Origin of the sequence: Bradyrhizobium quebecense (assembly GCF_013373795.3) — a bacterium.
Lineage (GTDB): Bacteria > Pseudomonadota > Alphaproteobacteria > Rhizobiales > Xanthobacteraceae > Bradyrhizobium > Bradyrhizobium quebecense.
In genome coordinates this window covers 7,300,380-7,315,796 of sequence record NZ_CP088022.1, presented here as the reverse complement: position 1 = coordinate 7,315,796, position 15,417 = coordinate 7,300,380, and the positions used below count along the sequence as shown (strand labels likewise).

Sequence of the window (15,417 nt, the reverse complement as noted above, 5' to 3'; positions counted from 1 at the left end):
AGGACCCATACGCCGCGGCCGGTGTTGTGAACGGGACTCGTCGTTCCTGCAAAGCACAACAAACGATATTTGTGGTTATGGGTCCTGGCTTTCGCCAGGACGACGCTGGGGGTTGGCTGGCGTCCCAACACGAGCACAGTCGCGTAGGGCGGATCCGCCCTACGCAGTTCATGCGGCGCGAGAGCTACGCCCGATCGATATGTTTCGCGATCACCGGGAAATAATTATCCTTCGATCCCTTGTCGATCGCCTCCTGCAGCACCGTGCCGATCAGCTCCGCGCCGCGGATCCTGATGCCGGCGTCGGCGGCGAGTTCCAGCGCGTAGGACAGATCCTTCAACGCATATTCGGTCGAGAACGCGCGCTCCGGAAACAGGCCGGGCACGATCGCCTTCATGCCGTGGTTGCGCAGCGCAAAGCTGTCGGCCGAGCCCTTCGACAGGGTTTCCAGCAACAGCTTTGGATCGACGCCATTGTGCTTCGCCACCGCGACAGCCTCGGCCAGCGCGTTCACGGTCTCGAACAGCACCATGTTGTTGAGGATCTTGGTCACCTGCCCCGCGCCGACGTCGCCGCAATTGGTGACGTCGGTGGCAAAGCAGCGGATCAAGGGCTCGATCGCGGCGTAGAGCACGGGCACCGCACCGACCATCACGCTGAGCGTGCCGTCCTGCGCCGCTTGCCGGGTGCGTGCGATCGGCGCGTCGGCCCAGGCCGCACCCTTCGCCTGCAACTGGCCGGCAAAGTCGCGGGTCTGGCTGACCGAGGACGTGCCGAGATCGACCACGACCTGGCCGCTTCTGACGTTCTTCAGAATGCCGTCGCCCTCGAACACCGCGCGCACGTGTTTGGCGCTCGGCAGGCAGAGGAACAGCACATCGCTCTGCTTGATGACGTCGGCGACCGTTTCAGCCACATCGGCGCCATCAGCGCGTAGCCGTTGCAGCGGCTCAGTCGCGAGGTCGAACACCACGACGCGCTTGCCGCTCTTCTTGACTAGGTTGCGGCAAATCGGCTCACCCATCACGCCGAGGCCGATGAATCCGAGGGTCTTGTATTCAGTCATATCGCTTCTTCTTTTTGACGTTTCTTGACGTGTTGCAGATGCGATGGCGCCAGATGCAATGCGAACGCATCGACCTTGTCGCTGGCGCGCGGATAGATCTCGCTGACGATCGGATCGTGGCCCGGGATGAAGCGGTCGGGATGACCGGCAAGCCGCTCGACGGTCTCCCAGCCCTGCGCCATGTCGCCGACATTGTAGACGATCGGGAACGGGCTCCGCTTGTGCAGGTTCGCATAATAATGCGCGGCGTCCGACGCCAGCACGACCGGGCCGCGCGCGGTCTCGACCCGCACCACCTGCAGGCCGTCGGAATGACCGCCGACGCGATGCACGGTGACGCCGGGCGCGATCTCCCCGTCGCCGGAATGGAAGGTGACGCGCTCGCCGTAGACATGGCGTACCATCTGCGTGACATGTTCAATGGAGAACGGATGGCGCAGCATGCCGTTGCACATGCAGCGGCCGGTCGCGTAGCTCATCTCGCGTTCCTGCAGATGGAATTTGGCATTCGGGAAGCGATCCAGATTGCCGGCGTGGTCATAATGCAGATGGGTGACGATGACGTCGCGGATCGCATCGGCGCTGACACCGAAGCCGGCCAGCGCATCGACCGGGTTGAGCGTCAGCTTGCGGGCGCGCGCCTTGGCCTCCTCGGCGTTGAAGCCGGTGTCGACCAGGATGTCGCGGCCGTGGCCGCGGATCAGCCAGACGAAATAATCGAGATCCTGCGCCGTGGTGTCGTGCGGATCGGGCACCAGGAAATTGAGGTGGGGCGTGCGCGGCGACATCGTCGCATAGCGCAGGGCGTAGATTTCGTAGGCGTTTCCCATCGGTATCGCTCTTGTTGGCTGTTCTTGAATGGCTCGGCGTCCCGACCACAAAGCCATCGCCTCGCGCAAAGGTCAAACCGCGCAAAGTGCGACGAGCGCATGACAGGACGGCCGCAGCCTCTGTGAATGCAATCACACTATCCAGTCGCAGGAACCTGCACCATGCCACGGAGGCGATGGCGCCATGATCGCGGCTGTTGCACTGCGGCCTCGTTACCGCCGCCGCGATTAGCGATGGTGCCGCAGGCCGTTGACGGGGGTTTGACCGTGGTTTGATAATGGATTTTCGCTAGAGTAAGGTCCCCGGGGCGCAGGCTGAAAGCGGCGCCATTTCATTGCAATGCCGCGATCTGGATTAGCCGCGATTATGAAAATCCGCCTTGCCTTGCTCGCCACGCTGATTTTTTCAATCGCGTCGCCCACCCTGTCCGTCGCTGCCGGCGATCGTTTCGCGCTGGTCATCGGCAACGCCAAATATCCCGACGCCGACGCACCGCTGAAGGAGCCGGTCAACGACGCGCGTGACGTCGCCGATGAGCTCAAGCGCGACGGCTTCACCGTCGAGGTCGGCGAGAACCTGACGGGCGACGGCATGCGGCGCGCCTTCGATCGGCTCTATGGCAAGATCAAGCCGGGCTCGGTCGCGCTGATCTTCTTCTCGGGTTACGGCATCCAGTCGAACCGGCAGAGCTACATGATCCCGATCGATGCCCAGATCTGGGCCGAGGCCGACGTCCGCCGCGACGGCTTCAGCCTCGAGACCGTGCTCGGCGAGATCAACAGCCGCGGTGCCGGGGTCAAGATCGCCCTGGTCGACGCCTCGCGGCGCAACCCGTTCGAGCGCCGTTTCCGCAGCTTCTCGGCGGGGCTCGCCCCGGTGATCGCACCCAACGGGACGTTGGTGATGTATTCGGCCGCGCTCTCGTCGGTGGTCTCGGACAATGGCAGCGACCGCAGCCTGTTCGTGCGGGAACTGCTGAAGGAGATCCGCACCCCCGACCTGATGGCTGAGGAAACGCTGAACCGCACCCGCGTCGGCGTCACCCGCGCCTCACGGCAGGAACAGGTGCCGTGGATCTCGTCGTCGCTGGCCGAGGATTTCTCGTTCAGTCCAGCCGGCGGAGCCGTTCCAGGCGGCGCAACGGGACCGTCGAACGCCGCGCCCGCGCCTGCCGCATCACCGTCGCTCGAGGTGGCAACGGCACCGCCGGTCTCGCCTCCACCGGCTCCGCCAGCCGCGCCCGTTGCAACGCCGAAGCCGACACCAACGCCCCCAGCCGCGGCGGCGCCGACGCCACCGCCGGCGCCGCCGAAGCCAGCCGTCGCGACAGCGCCCGCCGCACCCCCACCTCCCCCAAAAGCGCCCGAGATCGCGCTGCCGCCACCCGCGCCTCCGCCGCCGGTGGTGATCCAGCCCACGCCGGCCCCGAGCAATTCGCCCGTGCTCGCGGATGATCCGACGATCAAGGGCCTGAACGAAAGGCTCGACAAGAACCCGGATGACGCGGCTGCGCTGTATCGCCGCGGCCAGGTCTTTGCCAGCAAGGGCGCCTACGACCTCGCGGTGAAGGATTTCACCGATTCGCTGCGGCTGAACCCGAAGGATGTCGAGGCCTATAACAATCGCTGCTGGGTCCGCACCGTGATCGGCGACCTGCAGGCGGCCCTGAAGGACTGCAACGAGGCGCTGCGGCTGCGCCCGAATTTCGTCGATGCGCTCGACAGCCGCGGGCTGATGAACCTGAAGGGCGGGCAGAACAAGAACGCCATCGCCGATTTCGACGCCGCACTGAAGATCAACCCGCGGCTGACCTCGTCGCTGTACGGGCGCGGCCTTGCCAAGAAGCGCAATGGCGCGGTCGCGGAAGGCGATCTCGACATCGCCAACGCCAAGGCGATGGACCCGAACATCGTCAAGGAATTCGCCGACTACGGCGTACAGTGACAAAAGAACGAGGCCTGCCCGCGGCTCGAACCGCGGGCGAAATTGCGCGACTAATCAGAGGGTGCGTGCCGGGCAGCGATGCCCGCGATCAATCCGAAGAGTTGTATGGAACCGCGCCAGCCGGCGCAGGAGGGACCGAAATGTTCAAACCGTCGGCAAGGGCCGCGCTCCTTTCAATCGTGACCGTCGGCGCCGTGCTGTCGTTCGGCATGGCGGCCGCCCGCGCTGGTGACGTCACCGAGGATCAGATCATCAAGGCACTGACGCCCGAGAAGAAGCCGCTGACCCGCGGCCTCTCGGCCGGCCCGCAGACCTCGCCCGGACTGAGCGCCGACCAGGCCAAATTCGTACAGAGCGTCCGTGGCCGCGCCACCCGCTCGCTGTCTTCGACCGAGCGCGAGGAAATCGCGACCATCGTCCAGGACAAGCCGAAGATCGATCTCGAGATCAACTTCGACTACAACTCCGCCGACATCAGCGCGAAGTCGCTGGCCTCGGTGCAGGCGCTCGGCCGCGCTTTGACCAATCAGGACCTGAAGGGCTCGACCTTCGTGGTCGCCGGCCACACCGACGCCGCAGGCGGCGAGGACTACAATCAGGGCCTCTCGGAGCGCCGCGCCGACGCCATCAAACGCTATCTGGTCGACAAATATGGCATCAACGGCACCGATCTCGTCACCGTCGGCTATGGCAAGAGCAAGCTGAAGGACCCGAGCCACCCGATGGCGGACGTCAACCGGCGCGTGCAGGTTGTGAACATGGAAAACAAGGACACCGCCGCCAAGTGATCCAGAGGCGATGGGCGGTGGCGTGGCCGCTTTTTGAGGTTACAATGCGTCCCGCACCCCGGCGGGGCGCATTTGCTTTGGGGCGTACGACCAAAGCGGCCCACAGGTGACCCGCCTCACATGACGTCAGGGCACGATCCGGAACAATGGACCCCGGCCTTTCCGATGCCCACACGATACGACGGCGAGATGAGACTTCGACGAGCGCCTAAGACAATCACTGTCGATACGCGCCAAGTTCTGGATTGATCAGGCGATGAATTTCTCCCAGTACCTCAAGCCTGCGCTCGGCACGGTGGTGTTCCTCGCGCTGGCGATCGCCTATTACGCGTTCGAGCACCGCTCCCATCCGGAGGAGAAGGAGACGCCGGGCCAGGCGCTGGTCGTGGTGACGAAGTCGACCAATGCCTGCTTCTCCGACATGGTCCGCGTCACCGGCTTCATCGTGCCGCGCCGCGAGGCGCAGGTGAATGTCGACCAGGACGGCTCCAAGGTCTCCGACGTGCTGGTCCGCGAGGGTGACACCGTGACCGAGAACCAGGAACTGGCGCGGTTGACCCCGCCGCCGCAGCAGGCGGCGCAGGGCAATGCCAAGCCGATCGTGCTGCGCGCGCCGGCGGCCGGCCTCGTCACCGAGGTGCGCACCGCGCCCGGCGCTCCGGCCTCGCCGCAGGCTCCGCCGATGTTCAAGATCTCCGTCAACAACGAGATCGAGCTCGACGCCGAGGTGCCGGGCTTCCAGCTCCTAAAGCTCAATCCCGGCGCCAATGTCCGGATCAGCCGCGACGACGCGCCCGACATCGTCGGCAAGGTCCGCCAGATCTCGCCGCAGATCGATCGCGCCACCCAGCTCGGGCATGTCCGCATCACCATCAACAACAATCCGACGCTGAAGGTCGGCATGTTCGCGCGCGCCAATATCGACGCCAAGCGCTCCTGCGGCGTTGCCGTGCCGCGCACCGCGATCGACCGCCTGACCCTGCAGGTCGTGAAGGGCAACACGGTCGAGACCCGCAGGGTGCGCGTCGGGCTGACCTCCGACACTTCGACCGAAATCCTTGAAGGCCTCGACGTCGGCGAAATCGTCGTGGCCGATGCTGGCACCTCGCTGCATGACGGCGACCAGATCAAGACCATGTTCGCCGACGAACTCGATCGCACGCGATCACGCTAATTCGGGCACGCTAATGGCTTTGAACATCTCGGCATGGTCGATCCGGAACCCGCTTCCCTCGATCGTCTTCTCGATCATCCTGCTGGTCCTGGGCTGGGTCTCCTTCACCAAGCTCGCCGTGACGCGGCTGCCGAGCGCCGACATTCCGGTGATCTCGGTCGCGGTGTCGCAGTTCGGCGCCGCGCCCTCGGAACTTGAGTCGCAGGTCACCAAAACGATCGAGGACGGCGTCTCCGGCGTCGAGGGCGTGCGCCACATCTCGTCCTCCATCACCGACGGCCTGTCGGTGACCACGATCCAGTTCGCGCTGGAGACCAACACCGACCGCGCACTCAACGACGTCAAGGACGCGGTGACGCGGGTGCGCGCCAACCTGCCGCAGAACGTCACCGAGCCCTTGATCCAGCGCGTCGACGTGATCGGCCTGCCGATCGTGACGTACGCTGCGATCTCGCCCGGCAAGACGCCGGAGCAGCTCTCTTACTTCGTCGACGACGTGGTCAAGCGCGCGCTGCAGGGCGTGCGCGGCGTCGCCCAGGTCGAACGCATCGGCGGTGTCGAGCGCGAGATCCTGGTCTCGCTCGATCCCGACAAGCTGCAGGCTGTGGGGCTGACCGCGGTCAATGTCAGCCAGATCCTGCGCGGCACCAATGTCGACGTCGCCGGCGGCCGCGCCGAGATCGGCAAGAACGACCAGGCGATCCGCACCCTGGCCGGCGCCAAGACGCTGAACGAGCTCGCCGGCACCATGATTCCGCTGTTCGGCGGCGGCGAGATCCGGCTCGACGATCTCGGCACCGTCACCGACACGATCGCCGACCGGCGCACCTTCGCCCGCTTCAACGGCGAGCCGGTGGTCGCGCTCGGCATCAAGCGCTCCAAGGGCGCCAGCGACGTCGTCGTCGCGGCCGCGGTGCAGAAGCGGATCGACGCCCTGAAAGTTGCCTATCCCGACGTCGACCTCAAGCTGATCGACACCTCGGTCGAATTCACCAAGGGCAATTACGAGGCCGCGATCTCGACCTTGTTCGAGGGCGCGATCCTCGCCGTCATCATCGTGCTGCTGTTCCTGCGCGACATGCGCGCCACCATCATCGCGGCGGTTTCGCTGCCGCTGTCGATCTTCCCGGCGTTCTGGGCGATGGACCTGCTCGGCTTCTCGCTCAACCTCGTCTCCTTCCTCGCCATCACGCTGTCGACCGGCATTCTGGTCGACGACGCCATCGTCGAGATCGAGAACATCGTCCGCCACATGCGGATGGGCAAGACGCCCTACCGGGCCGCGCTTGAAGCCGCGGACGAGATCGGGCTTGCGGTGATCGCGATCTCGCTCACCATCATCGCGATCTTCGCGCCGGCGAGCTTCATGTCCGGGATCGCCGGGCAATTCTTCAAGCAGTTCGGCATTACGGTGTCGGTGCAGGTGTTCTTCTCGCTGCTCGCCGCGCGCTTCGTGACGCCGATGCTGGCCGCCTATTTTCTCAAGCATCATGACCACGACGACCCGCCGCCCGGCCGCATCCTGCGCAGCTATCACGGCCTCGTCACCTGGTCGGTGAAGCACCATTATATCACCGTGCTGATCGGCTTTGCGGTGTTCGCCGCATCGATCTGGAGCATCACGCTGCTGCCGCAGGGTTTCCTGCCGGCGCAGGACACCGCGCGCTCGCTGCTCGCGATGGAGCTGCCGCCCGGCTCGCAGCTTGCCTATACCGAGAAGGTCACCGAGGAGATCGTTGCGCGCCTGCGCAAGCGGCCCGAGGTGCGCAGCGTGTTCGTCGACGGCGGCCGCGTGCCGCCGGGTATCCAGGAAGTCCGCCGCGCCGCGCTGATCATCAACTACACGCCGAAGGCGGATCGCAGGATCACCCAGCGCGAGCTGGAGCTGTCGATCGGCAAGGAGCTCGATAACGTCCCCGATATCCGGTTCTGGTTCCTCGACGAGAACGGCCTGCGCGCCATCTCGCTGGTCGTCACCGGCACCGACAGCAACATCGTCAATAACGTCGCCAGCGAGCTGGCGACGCAGATGAAGCGGATCCCGATCATCGCCAACGTGATCTCGGAGACCGCGCTCGACCGGCCCGAACTGCGCATCCGTCCGCGCGCCGAGCTCGCGGCTCGGCTCGGCGTCTCGACCGAGAGCCTGTCGCAGACCATCCGCGTCGCCACCATCGGCGACGTCGGCCCGGCGCTGGCGAAGTTCGACGCCGGCGACCGCCAGGTCCCGATCCGCGTCCAGCTCGAGGACAATGCGCGCAGCGACCTTCAGATGCTCGAGCAACTGCGCGTGCCGCTCGGTCAGCGCGGCGAACGCGGTGGCGTGCCGCTCTCCGTCGTCGCCGACATCCAGCTCGACCAGGGCCCGACCAGCATCAACCGCTACGACCGAGAGCGGCAGGCCACCGTCGCGGCCGACCTCGTCGGCAATGCCGCGCTCGGCGATGCCACCAAGCTGATCTACGACCTCCCGGTCATGAAGAGCCTGCCGAAGGGCGTGAAGGTCAGCCCGTCCGGCGACGCCGAGAGCCTCGCTGAACTGTCCGACGGCTTCGCCACCGCGATCACCGCCGGCCTGATGATGGTCTACGCCGTGCTGGTGCTGCTGTTCGGCACCTTCCTGCAGCCGATCACCATCCTGTTCTCGCTGCCGCTCTCGATCGGAGGTGCGATCGGCGCGCTGCTTTTGACCGGCAAGCAGCTCACCACGCCGGTGTGGATCGGCATCCTGATGCTGATGGGCATCGTCACCAAGAACGCCATCATGCTGGTGGAATTCGCGGTGGAGGCGATCCGCGACGGCAAGGCGCGCGAGGAAGCCATGATCGACGCCGGAATGAAGCGCGCCCGCCCGATCGTGATGACCACGATCGCAATGGCCGCCGGCATGATGCCGTCGGCCCTAGCATTTGGCGCCGGCGGCGAATTCCGCTCGCCGATGGCGCTCGCGGTGATCGGCGGCCTGATCTTCTCGACCGTGCTGTCGCTGGTGTTCGTGCCGGCGATGTTCATGGTGATGGACGATATCGGCGGCTTGATCTGGCGCTTCGGCAAGCGGCTCGTGGTCTCGCATGCCGACCACGAGCTAACCCCGAGCGAGCGCCAGACCGACCAGACCAAGCGGCCGCCCGGCCCGCCAAGCGTGATCTCGCCTGCCGCGGAATGAACCGAGGCCTCCCAAAAGTTGTCGATCCTATCGTGTTCGCGATGTGGTAGATTACCTGCCTTTCAGACCGAAGAGAGGGGCTCCCTATGGCAGATCGGGACGCAATACATCGCTTGGTCACCCAGGCCTACGACGCTCGCGGCAAGGGTCATATTAATTCGTTGATGGACGCATTTGCTCCCGATGCCAGTTTCGAACTGGTCGGTGACAAGGAGGCCTTTCATTTGACGGGGGCCTTTGAGGGGCACGCCAACGTCAGGCAGGCGCTGGAGGAGTTTATCAAGGCCTTTGAGTTCATCGATCGCAAGATCACGAGCTTCCTCGTCGACGGCGATCGCGCTGCCGTGCATTCGACCATCACGGTCCGCTTCATTCCGAGGGATCTGACCGTCACCACGAAGGTCGTCGATCTCTTCAGGTTCGAAAATGGCAAGATCGCCGAACTCGTCGAATTCGGCGATACGGCGCTCCTGAAGCAAATCACGTCAGCCCAGCTCGGCCGTCAGTAGAGCCTGGTGCGATAGGCCTCTTCCATCGTCTTCTCGGCGACCTCGACCTCGACGGCGGCGGTCTGCTCGGCGATGATCCGGCCAAGCGTCGGAAAACTGTGGCGCTCGACCTGCGCGGCTGGATTCCAGAGCTTTGAGCGCATCAGCGCCTTGCCGCAATGGAAGTAGGTCTCATCGACATGCACCTTCATGCCGATGATCGGCGTGACGTTCTGCACCGTCAGCGGCGTCAGGAGATCCGGCTCCTGCGAGATCTCGGCTCGCCCGTTGATGCGCAACGTCTCGTTGATACCCGGCACCATGAAAATCAGGCCGACCCCGGGCGAGGCCAGGATATTGCCGAACGTATCGACCCGGTTGTTGCCGCGGCGGTCCGGGATCAGCAGCGTCTTGTCATCGAGCACCGAGACGAAGCCCGGCGCATCGCCGCGCGGACTGGCGTCGGCCTGGCCCTTGCCGTCGCTGGAGGCGATGACCAGGAACGGCGACAGCGCGATGAAGTCGCGGCAGAACTTGTCGAGATGGTTGAGCACCTTCTTCTCGGCGAGTGGGCTCAACTGCCCGAAATGCGCGCGAAGATCCTCCTGCGACTTGACCGGCGGCTTGCCGCCTGCGCCCTTGTGACCCATAGCGAACCTCCCTTTGTTGTTAGTTTATACCGCGTCGATGCCGGAATCGATCCTCGCCGTCTGGCGTGCGCCGTCCGCGGCCGCAAAGCCCGGCTGGTCGAAGAAATCGCGGCCGGGAATGGCATCGAGCAGGTCGCGGGTGTAGGCCTGACGCGGCGCGGTGAAGACCTCGGCCGTGGTGCCCTCCTCGACGATACGCCCTTTCTGCAGGACGATGACGCGGTCGGCGATCTCGGCGGCGATCCGCAAATCATGGGTGATGAAGATCATCGCAAGCCGCATTTCCTGGCGCAGCTCGGCGAGCAGTCCCAGCACCTGGGCCTGCACCGAGACGTCGAGCGCCGACACCGCCTCGTCGGCGATCAAGACCCGCGGTTTCAGCGCGAGCGCCCGCGCGATGCAGATGCGCTGGCGCTGGCCGCCGGAGAATTCGTGCGGATAGCGACCCGCGGCGGCCTCCGACAATCCGACCCGGACCAGCAATTTCCTCGCCTGCGCCATCGCCTCGGCGCGCGAGGTGCCGTAGGCCATCGGCCCGCGCGCGATGGCATCGCCGACCTTCTGGCGCGGATCGAGACTGGCAAACGGATCCTGGAACACGATCTGAAGCTGCCGCCGCGCCTGGCGCAACGCTTCACCACGCAACTGCCGGAGATCGGCGCCGCCGAAACGGATGGCGCCGGCATCCGGCTCGGTGAGCCGCATGATCATGCGCCCGAGCGTCGATTTTCCGGAACCGGATTCCCCGACGATCGCCAGCGTCTCGCCCTCGTGCAGCGTCAGCGAGATGCCCTCCGCGGCGACCACCTCACGCGGCGGCTGCAACCAGCCGCGCTTGACCCGAAAGGTCTTCTGCAGGCCGACGACGTCCAGTAGCGGCTCCGGTCGCACGATCGTGTCATGGATGTCGGCGAGCCGCGCCTTCGGCACCGCGTCGATCAATTCGCGCGTGTAGGCGGCCTGTGGATTGCGCAGCACCTCACTGGCCGTGCCCTGCTCGACCACCTTGCCATGGCGCAACACCACGACGCGGTCGGCGACGTCGGCGACGACGCCGAAATCATGGGTGATCAGCAGCACGCCCATGCCGCGCTCGCGCCGGAGATCGTCGATCAGGCGCAGGATCTGGCGCTGGGTCGTGACATCGAGCGCGGTCGTCGGCTCATCCGCGATCAGCAGCGCGGGCCGGTTGGCCATCGCCATCGCGATCATCACGCGCTGGCGCTGACCGCCGGACAGCTCGAACGGATAGCTCTTTTCCAGCAGTTGAGGACTCGGCAGCCCGACCTGCGTCAGCAGCGTCTGCACCCGCTCGCGGACTTCCGCCATCGATGGCACAGGCCGCTGGTGCGCCAGAATCATCTCCTCGATCTGCTTGCCGACGCGTTTGAGCGGATTGAGCGAGGACAATGGCTCCTGAAAGATCATCGCGGCATTGCCGCCGCGCAAGTTCCGAAGGCCACGGCCGTCGAGCTTCGACGGATCCTGCCCCGCGACCGTCACGGCGCCCGACACGATGTCGACGCCCCGCGGCAACAGCTGCAGCACCGCATGGGCGATCATCGACTTGCCGGAGCCGGATTCGCCGACCAGGCAAACGACCTCGTTCGGCTTGATCTCAAAGGAGACGTTCTCGACTGCAAGGGGCCGGTCACCGCCCTTCGGGAGCGCGATCGAGAGGCGATCGACGGCGAGAACCGGCGCGCTGGCCTGCATGGCTTCGCTCATGACCGGCGCCTCGAGACGCGCGGGTTGAGGACATCGGACAGGCCCTCGCCGAACAGGTTGATCGCCAGCACGGTGACGAGAATGGCAAGGCCGGGAAACACGCTCATCCACCACGCATTGCGGATTGCAGTGCGCCCCGCGCCGATCATGAAGCCCCACGACATCAAATTGGGATCGCCGAGCCCCATGAAGGACAGCGCGCTCTCCAACAGGATCGCGGTCGCCACCGTCAGCGACGTCACGACCAGGATCGGTGAGATCGCGTTCGGCAGGATGTGGCCGAGCACGATGCGCCAGGTGCGCTCGCCCTGGCACAACGCGGCCTCGACGAACTCACGATGGCGCAGGCGCAGGAACTCGGCGCGCGTCAACCGCGCCAGCGGCGGCCAGCTCACCGCCCCAATGGTCAGGATGATCGTCAGGAGCGACGGATTGAAGGTCGCGACCAGCAGGATGGCCAGCACGAAGGCCGGGATGGTCTGGAACAGTTCCGTCATCCGCATCAACACCAGATCGACCTTGCCGCCGAAATAGCCTGAGATCGCGCCGACCACGACGCCGATCGCCATCGCCGCGAGCGCGGACGCGATGCCGATCAGCAGCGAGACGCGCGCGCCATAGGCGACGCCGGCCGCGACATCGCGGCCGAGCGTATCGCCGCCGAGCCACAGCCCGTCCTCGCCGGGCGGCGTGAACGGCGCACCGACCATCTCCCAGGGCGAGACCGGAAACACGATCGGCGCGATGATCGCGACGACAACGACGACGAGCAGCAGGACAAGCCCGATCATGCCGCTGGGATGACGCAAGAAGGCGCGCACCGTCTCCATCACGCCGCTCCCGTGGTCATGCGCGGATCGATCAGCCGGTAGACCAGGTCGGTCAAAAGGTTGAGCGCGATCACGACGATCGAGAGGATCAGGAAGATGCCGAGCAGGACGGGATAGTCGCGTTGCAGCAGGGCCTCGAAGGTCAGGCGGCCGAGGCCGGGCCAGGCAAACACCGTCTCGATCACCACGGCGCCGCCGACCAGCGCGCCGGCCTGCATGCCGGCGACGGTGACGACCGGCACCAGCGCATTGCGCAGCATGTGGCCGACGACGATCCGCGTTCCGGACAGGCCCTTGGCGCGCGCCGTCTTGATGAAATCCTGTTGCGCGACCTCGATGATCGAGGACCGCATCAGTCGCGCATAGATCGCGAGATAAATCGCCGCCAGCGAGGTCACCGGCATGATCATGTGCTTCATGATGTCGAGCGCGTGCTCGATCGGCGAGAGCTGGACGTTGATGGTCTCGTAGCCGAACGGCGGCAGCCAGCCGAGCGTCACCGAGAACACCAGCACCAGCATCAGGCCGAGCCAGAACACCGGCGTCGCATAGAGCACGAGCGAGAGCACGGTGAACACCGTGTCGAGAACGCTGCCGGCCGCGAGCCCCGCCAGCGCGCCGAGCGCGGTGCCGATCAGGAGCGCGAGACAGAACGCCGTGACCGTCAGCAAGAGCGTCGCCGGAAGCCGTTCGAGGATCAGATCGACGACCGGACGGCGCTGGCGATAGGAATAGCCGAGATCGAGCCTGACGACGCGGCCGAGGTGGCTCACGAGTTGCACGAAGTACGGCTTGTCGAGCCCGTACTCCTTGCGCAGATCGTCGAGCAGTTTTGGATCGGACGCGCCGGACTGCCCGGCCATCACCTGGGCCGGGTCGCCGGGGGCGGCCCGCACCAACACGAAGTTGAACGTCGCGATGACGAGGATCACCGCGACGAGCTGGGCGATGCGGCTGATCGCCTGGAGCCCGATCGCCGCTGCGCTCCCGAGCCGGGTCACGATTTGTAGACCGACCCGAAGGTTTCGTGCGAGCCAATGCCCGTCGTCACGATGTTCTTGAACGCCTTGTCGTAGATGATGGGATATTCGATCTCGAGCGTCCAGGCCACCGGTACATCCTCGACCAGGATCTGCTGCACCTTGCTGTAGAGCTCCTGGCGCTTGGCTTCGTCGAGCGTGATGGCGGCCTCGTCGAACAGTTTGTCGACCTCGGGATTCGAGTAGCCTTGCGTGTTCGAGAACAGGATGCCCTTCTTGATGTTCGACGAAATATAGGTGCGTGCCACGCCGAGCGCGGGATCGCCAAGCTGGTAGAGCAGGTTCTGGGTCATCTCGTAATCCCAGTTGCCGACCTTCTCGGCCCAGCCGGCCATGTCGGTGCCGACCAGCACGAGGTCGATGCCGACGCGTGCAAAGCTCTGGCGAAAGAATTCACCGGCGCGCTGATAGGACTCGCCATAGGGCGGCACGATGTATTTGATCTCGGCCCGCTTGCCGTTGGCGCCAACCTTCAGTCCCATGTCGTCAAGCAGCGCCTTGGCCTTGTCGACCGAGAACTCGTAGCGCTTCACGTTCGGATCGTAGAACCGCGTCTTCGATGAGACCGGGCCGGTCGCAACCTTGGCATTGCCGAAATACACGCGCTTGCTGAACGCCTCGCGGTCGATCAGGTGCATCACCGCCTGCCGGAACCGCTTGTCGTTCATCGGCGCGATGCGGTTGTTCATTTCGAGCCACTGGTGCGGCGCGAAATACTCGTAGCCCTTGGTGGTGAATTCGAGGTTCTTCTGCGCCTTGAAGCGCTGCACGTCATAGAATTCGACGTCGGACCATTGCACCAGCTGCACGGTGCCGTTCTCGAGCGCGAGCGCACGCGACGCCGCATCGGGAATCACGCGGTAGACGATCTCGTCGAGATAGGGCTCGTCCTTCAGATAGTAGCCGTCGTGGCGGACGAGGTGAACATGCGAGCCGCGCACCCATTCCTTCAGCTTGAAGGGGCCGGTGCCGATCGCCTTGTCGTTCTCCGGGTTCTTGCGATAGTCGGTGCCTTCGTAGATATGCTTGGGCACGATCGGCGCGGACGTGCAGTCGAAACAGCCGATGAACGGCGCGAACGGCTGCTTCAGCTTGAACACGACGGTGAGCGGATCGGGCGCTTCGGCCGATGCCACGCGTGCGAAGTTCTGCCGCGCGCGCGGATGCGTCTCCACCAGCAGCTTCATGCAGCTGAAGACCACGTCCTCCGAGGTCATCGGCTTGCCGTCGTGGAAGGTGATCCCCGGAAACAGCTTGAATGTGTAGGTCAGGCCGTCGGGCGAGATCTCCCAGGACTGCGCCATGCCGGGCATCGGCTTGAGGTCGGCGCCGTATTTCAGCAGGCCTTCATAGATCTTGCCGCCGAGCGTCAGGGTCGGCTGCTGCTGGTTCAGCGCCGTCACCAGAACCGGCGGCTCCGGCTGGATGATGGTGTTGAGCGTTCCACCGCGGGTCTGGCCCGCCGCCCGCGTGATGCCGAACGGGATGGCTGCACCGCAGGCCAGCATCGCCTTGGTGAATTCGCGTCTGTTCATCGGACCTCTCCGTCGCCGCGCGTCAGGCATTCGATTTCGGCGAATGTCGCGGGGTGAGGCATTGTTGCCAAACGCCGTATCCCGCGCTACCTGATTGGGGACAACAACCATCGCGATCGGGCCAATTGGCCCGGAAGATGCATGAGCACCCTGCGAAAACGACGATCGATCAGGAGC

12 protein-coding genes are annotated in these 15,417 nt (G+C 65.1%); 5 read left to right on the top strand and 7 right to left on the bottom strand.

Translation table 11 applies throughout. The features are described from left to right. Nucleotides 1–184: 184 nt before the first annotated feature. The gene (locus tag HU230_RS35110; protein ID WP_176534263.1) at nt 185–1,066 is read right to left on the bottom strand and encodes an NAD(P)-dependent oxidoreductase; all 882 of its coding nucleotides are present in this window, start codon (nt 1,064–1,066) and stop codon (nt 185–187) included. Next, nucleotides 1,063–1,896, bottom strand: a complete 834-nt coding sequence (locus HU230_RS35105; RefSeq protein ID WP_176534264.1) for an N-acyl homoserine lactonase family protein — start codon at nt 1,894–1,896, stop codon at nt 1,063–1,065. Before HU230_RS35105 ends, HU230_RS35110 begins: the two co-directional genes overlap by 4 nt. Nucleotides 1,897–2,263: 367 nt before the next feature. Between HU230_RS35105 and HU230_RS35100 the strand changes: the two genes are divergently transcribed. From HU230_RS35100 to HU230_RS35080, 5 genes are all read left to right on the top strand, one after another. Further along, on the top strand, nt 2,264–3,841 hold the full coding sequence (locus tag HU230_RS35100; RefSeq protein WP_176534265.1) for a caspase family protein: 1,578 nt from the start codon (nt 2,264–2,266) through the stop codon (nt 3,839–3,841). 140 nt (nt 3,842–3,981) lie between these two features. Next, on the top strand, nt 3,982–4,629 hold the full coding sequence (locus tag HU230_RS35095; RefSeq protein WP_176534266.1) for an OmpA family protein: 648 nt from the start codon (nt 3,982–3,984) through the stop codon (nt 4,627–4,629). 256 nt (nt 4,630–4,885) lie between these two features. After that, complete coding sequence (locus HU230_RS35090) at nt 4,886–5,803, top strand: efflux RND transporter periplasmic adaptor subunit (RefSeq protein ID WP_176534267.1); 918 nt, start codon at nt 4,886–4,888, stop codon at nt 5,801–5,803. Nucleotides 5,804–5,816: 13 nt separating this feature from the next. After that, nucleotides 5,817–8,969: an efflux RND transporter permease subunit gene (locus HU230_RS35085; RefSeq protein WP_176534268.1), complete on the top strand. Its 3,153-nt coding sequence runs from the start codon at nt 5,817–5,819 to the stop codon at nt 8,967–8,969. 113 nt (nt 8,970–9,082) lie between these two features. Beyond that, entirely contained in the window at nt 9,083–9,478 is a 396-nt protein-coding gene (locus HU230_RS35080) for a nuclear transport factor 2 family protein (protein WP_176534269.1), read from the top strand. Here HU230_RS35080 and HU230_RS35075 read toward each other — a convergent pair. The 5 genes from HU230_RS35075 to HU230_RS35055 are packed head-to-tail and all read right to left on the bottom strand — an operon-like array spanning nt 9,472 to nt 15,240. Further along, a complete protein-coding gene (locus HU230_RS35075) occupies nt 9,472–10,107 on the bottom strand; it encodes a pyridoxamine 5'-phosphate oxidase family protein (protein ID WP_176534270.1) in 636 nt (211 codons plus the stop codon). The genes HU230_RS35080 and HU230_RS35075 overlap by 7 nt on opposite strands. Before the next feature lie 24 nt (nt 10,108–10,131). Then, on the bottom strand, nt 10,132–11,835 hold the full coding sequence (locus tag HU230_RS35070; protein ID WP_176534271.1) for a dipeptide ABC transporter ATP-binding protein: 1,704 nt from the start codon (nt 11,833–11,835) through the stop codon (nt 10,132–10,134). Then, on the bottom strand, nt 11,832–12,665 hold the full coding sequence (locus HU230_RS35065; RefSeq protein ID WP_176534272.1) for an ABC transporter permease: 834 nt from the start codon (nt 12,663–12,665) through the stop codon (nt 11,832–11,834). The genes HU230_RS35070 and HU230_RS35065 overlap by 4 nt, the downstream gene beginning before the upstream one ends. Then, nucleotides 12,665–13,666: an ABC transporter permease gene (locus HU230_RS35060; RefSeq protein ID WP_176534273.1), complete on the bottom strand. Its 1,002-nt coding sequence runs from the start codon at nt 13,664–13,666 to the stop codon at nt 12,665–12,667. Before HU230_RS35060 ends, HU230_RS35065 begins: the two co-directional genes overlap by 1 nt. Continuing rightward, nucleotides 13,663–15,240 (bottom strand): ABC transporter substrate-binding protein, encoded by a 1,578-nt coding sequence (locus tag HU230_RS35055; RefSeq protein WP_176534274.1) that lies wholly within the window; start codon nt 15,238–15,240, stop codon nt 13,663–13,665. The genes HU230_RS35060 and HU230_RS35055 overlap by 4 nt, the downstream gene beginning before the upstream one ends. Between the last annotated feature and the right edge of the window lie 177 nt (nt 15,241–15,417).

Bases quoted from the DNA above. Each gene is read 5' to 3' on its own strand.
- HU230_RS35085 (WP_176534268.1), top strand. From the start codon at position 5,817: ATGGCTTTGAACATCTCGGCATGGTCGATCCGGAACCCGCTTCCCTCG.
- HU230_RS35090 (WP_176534267.1), top strand. From the start codon at position 4,886: ATGAATTTCTCCCAGTACCTCAAGCCTGCGCTCGGCACGGTGGTGTTC.
- HU230_RS35065 (WP_176534272.1), bottom strand. From the start codon at position 12,665: ATGGAGACGGTGCGCGCCTTCTTGCGTCATCCCAGCGGCATGATCGGG.
- HU230_RS35105 (WP_176534264.1), bottom strand. From the start codon at position 1,896: ATGGGAAACGCCTACGAAATCTACGCCCTGCGCTATGCGACGATGTCG.
- HU230_RS35070 (WP_176534271.1), bottom strand. From the start codon at position 11,835: ATGAGCGAAGCCATGCAGGCCAGCGCGCCGGTTCTCGCCGTCGATCGC.
- HU230_RS35110 (WP_176534263.1), bottom strand. From the start codon at position 1,066: ATGACTGAATACAAGACCCTCGGATTCATCGGCCTCGGCGTGATGGGT.
- HU230_RS35100 (WP_176534265.1), top strand. From the start codon at position 2,264: ATGAAAATCCGCCTTGCCTTGCTCGCCACGCTGATTTTTTCAATCGCG.
- HU230_RS35095 (WP_176534266.1), top strand. From the start codon at position 3,982: ATGTTCAAACCGTCGGCAAGGGCCGCGCTCCTTTCAATCGTGACCGTC.
- HU230_RS35075 (WP_176534270.1), bottom strand. From the start codon at position 10,107: ATGGGTCACAAGGGCGCAGGCGGCAAGCCGCCGGTCAAGTCGCAGGAG.
- HU230_RS35055 (WP_176534274.1), bottom strand. From the start codon at position 15,240: ATGAACAGACGCGAATTCACCAAGGCGATGCTGGCCTGCGGTGCAGCC.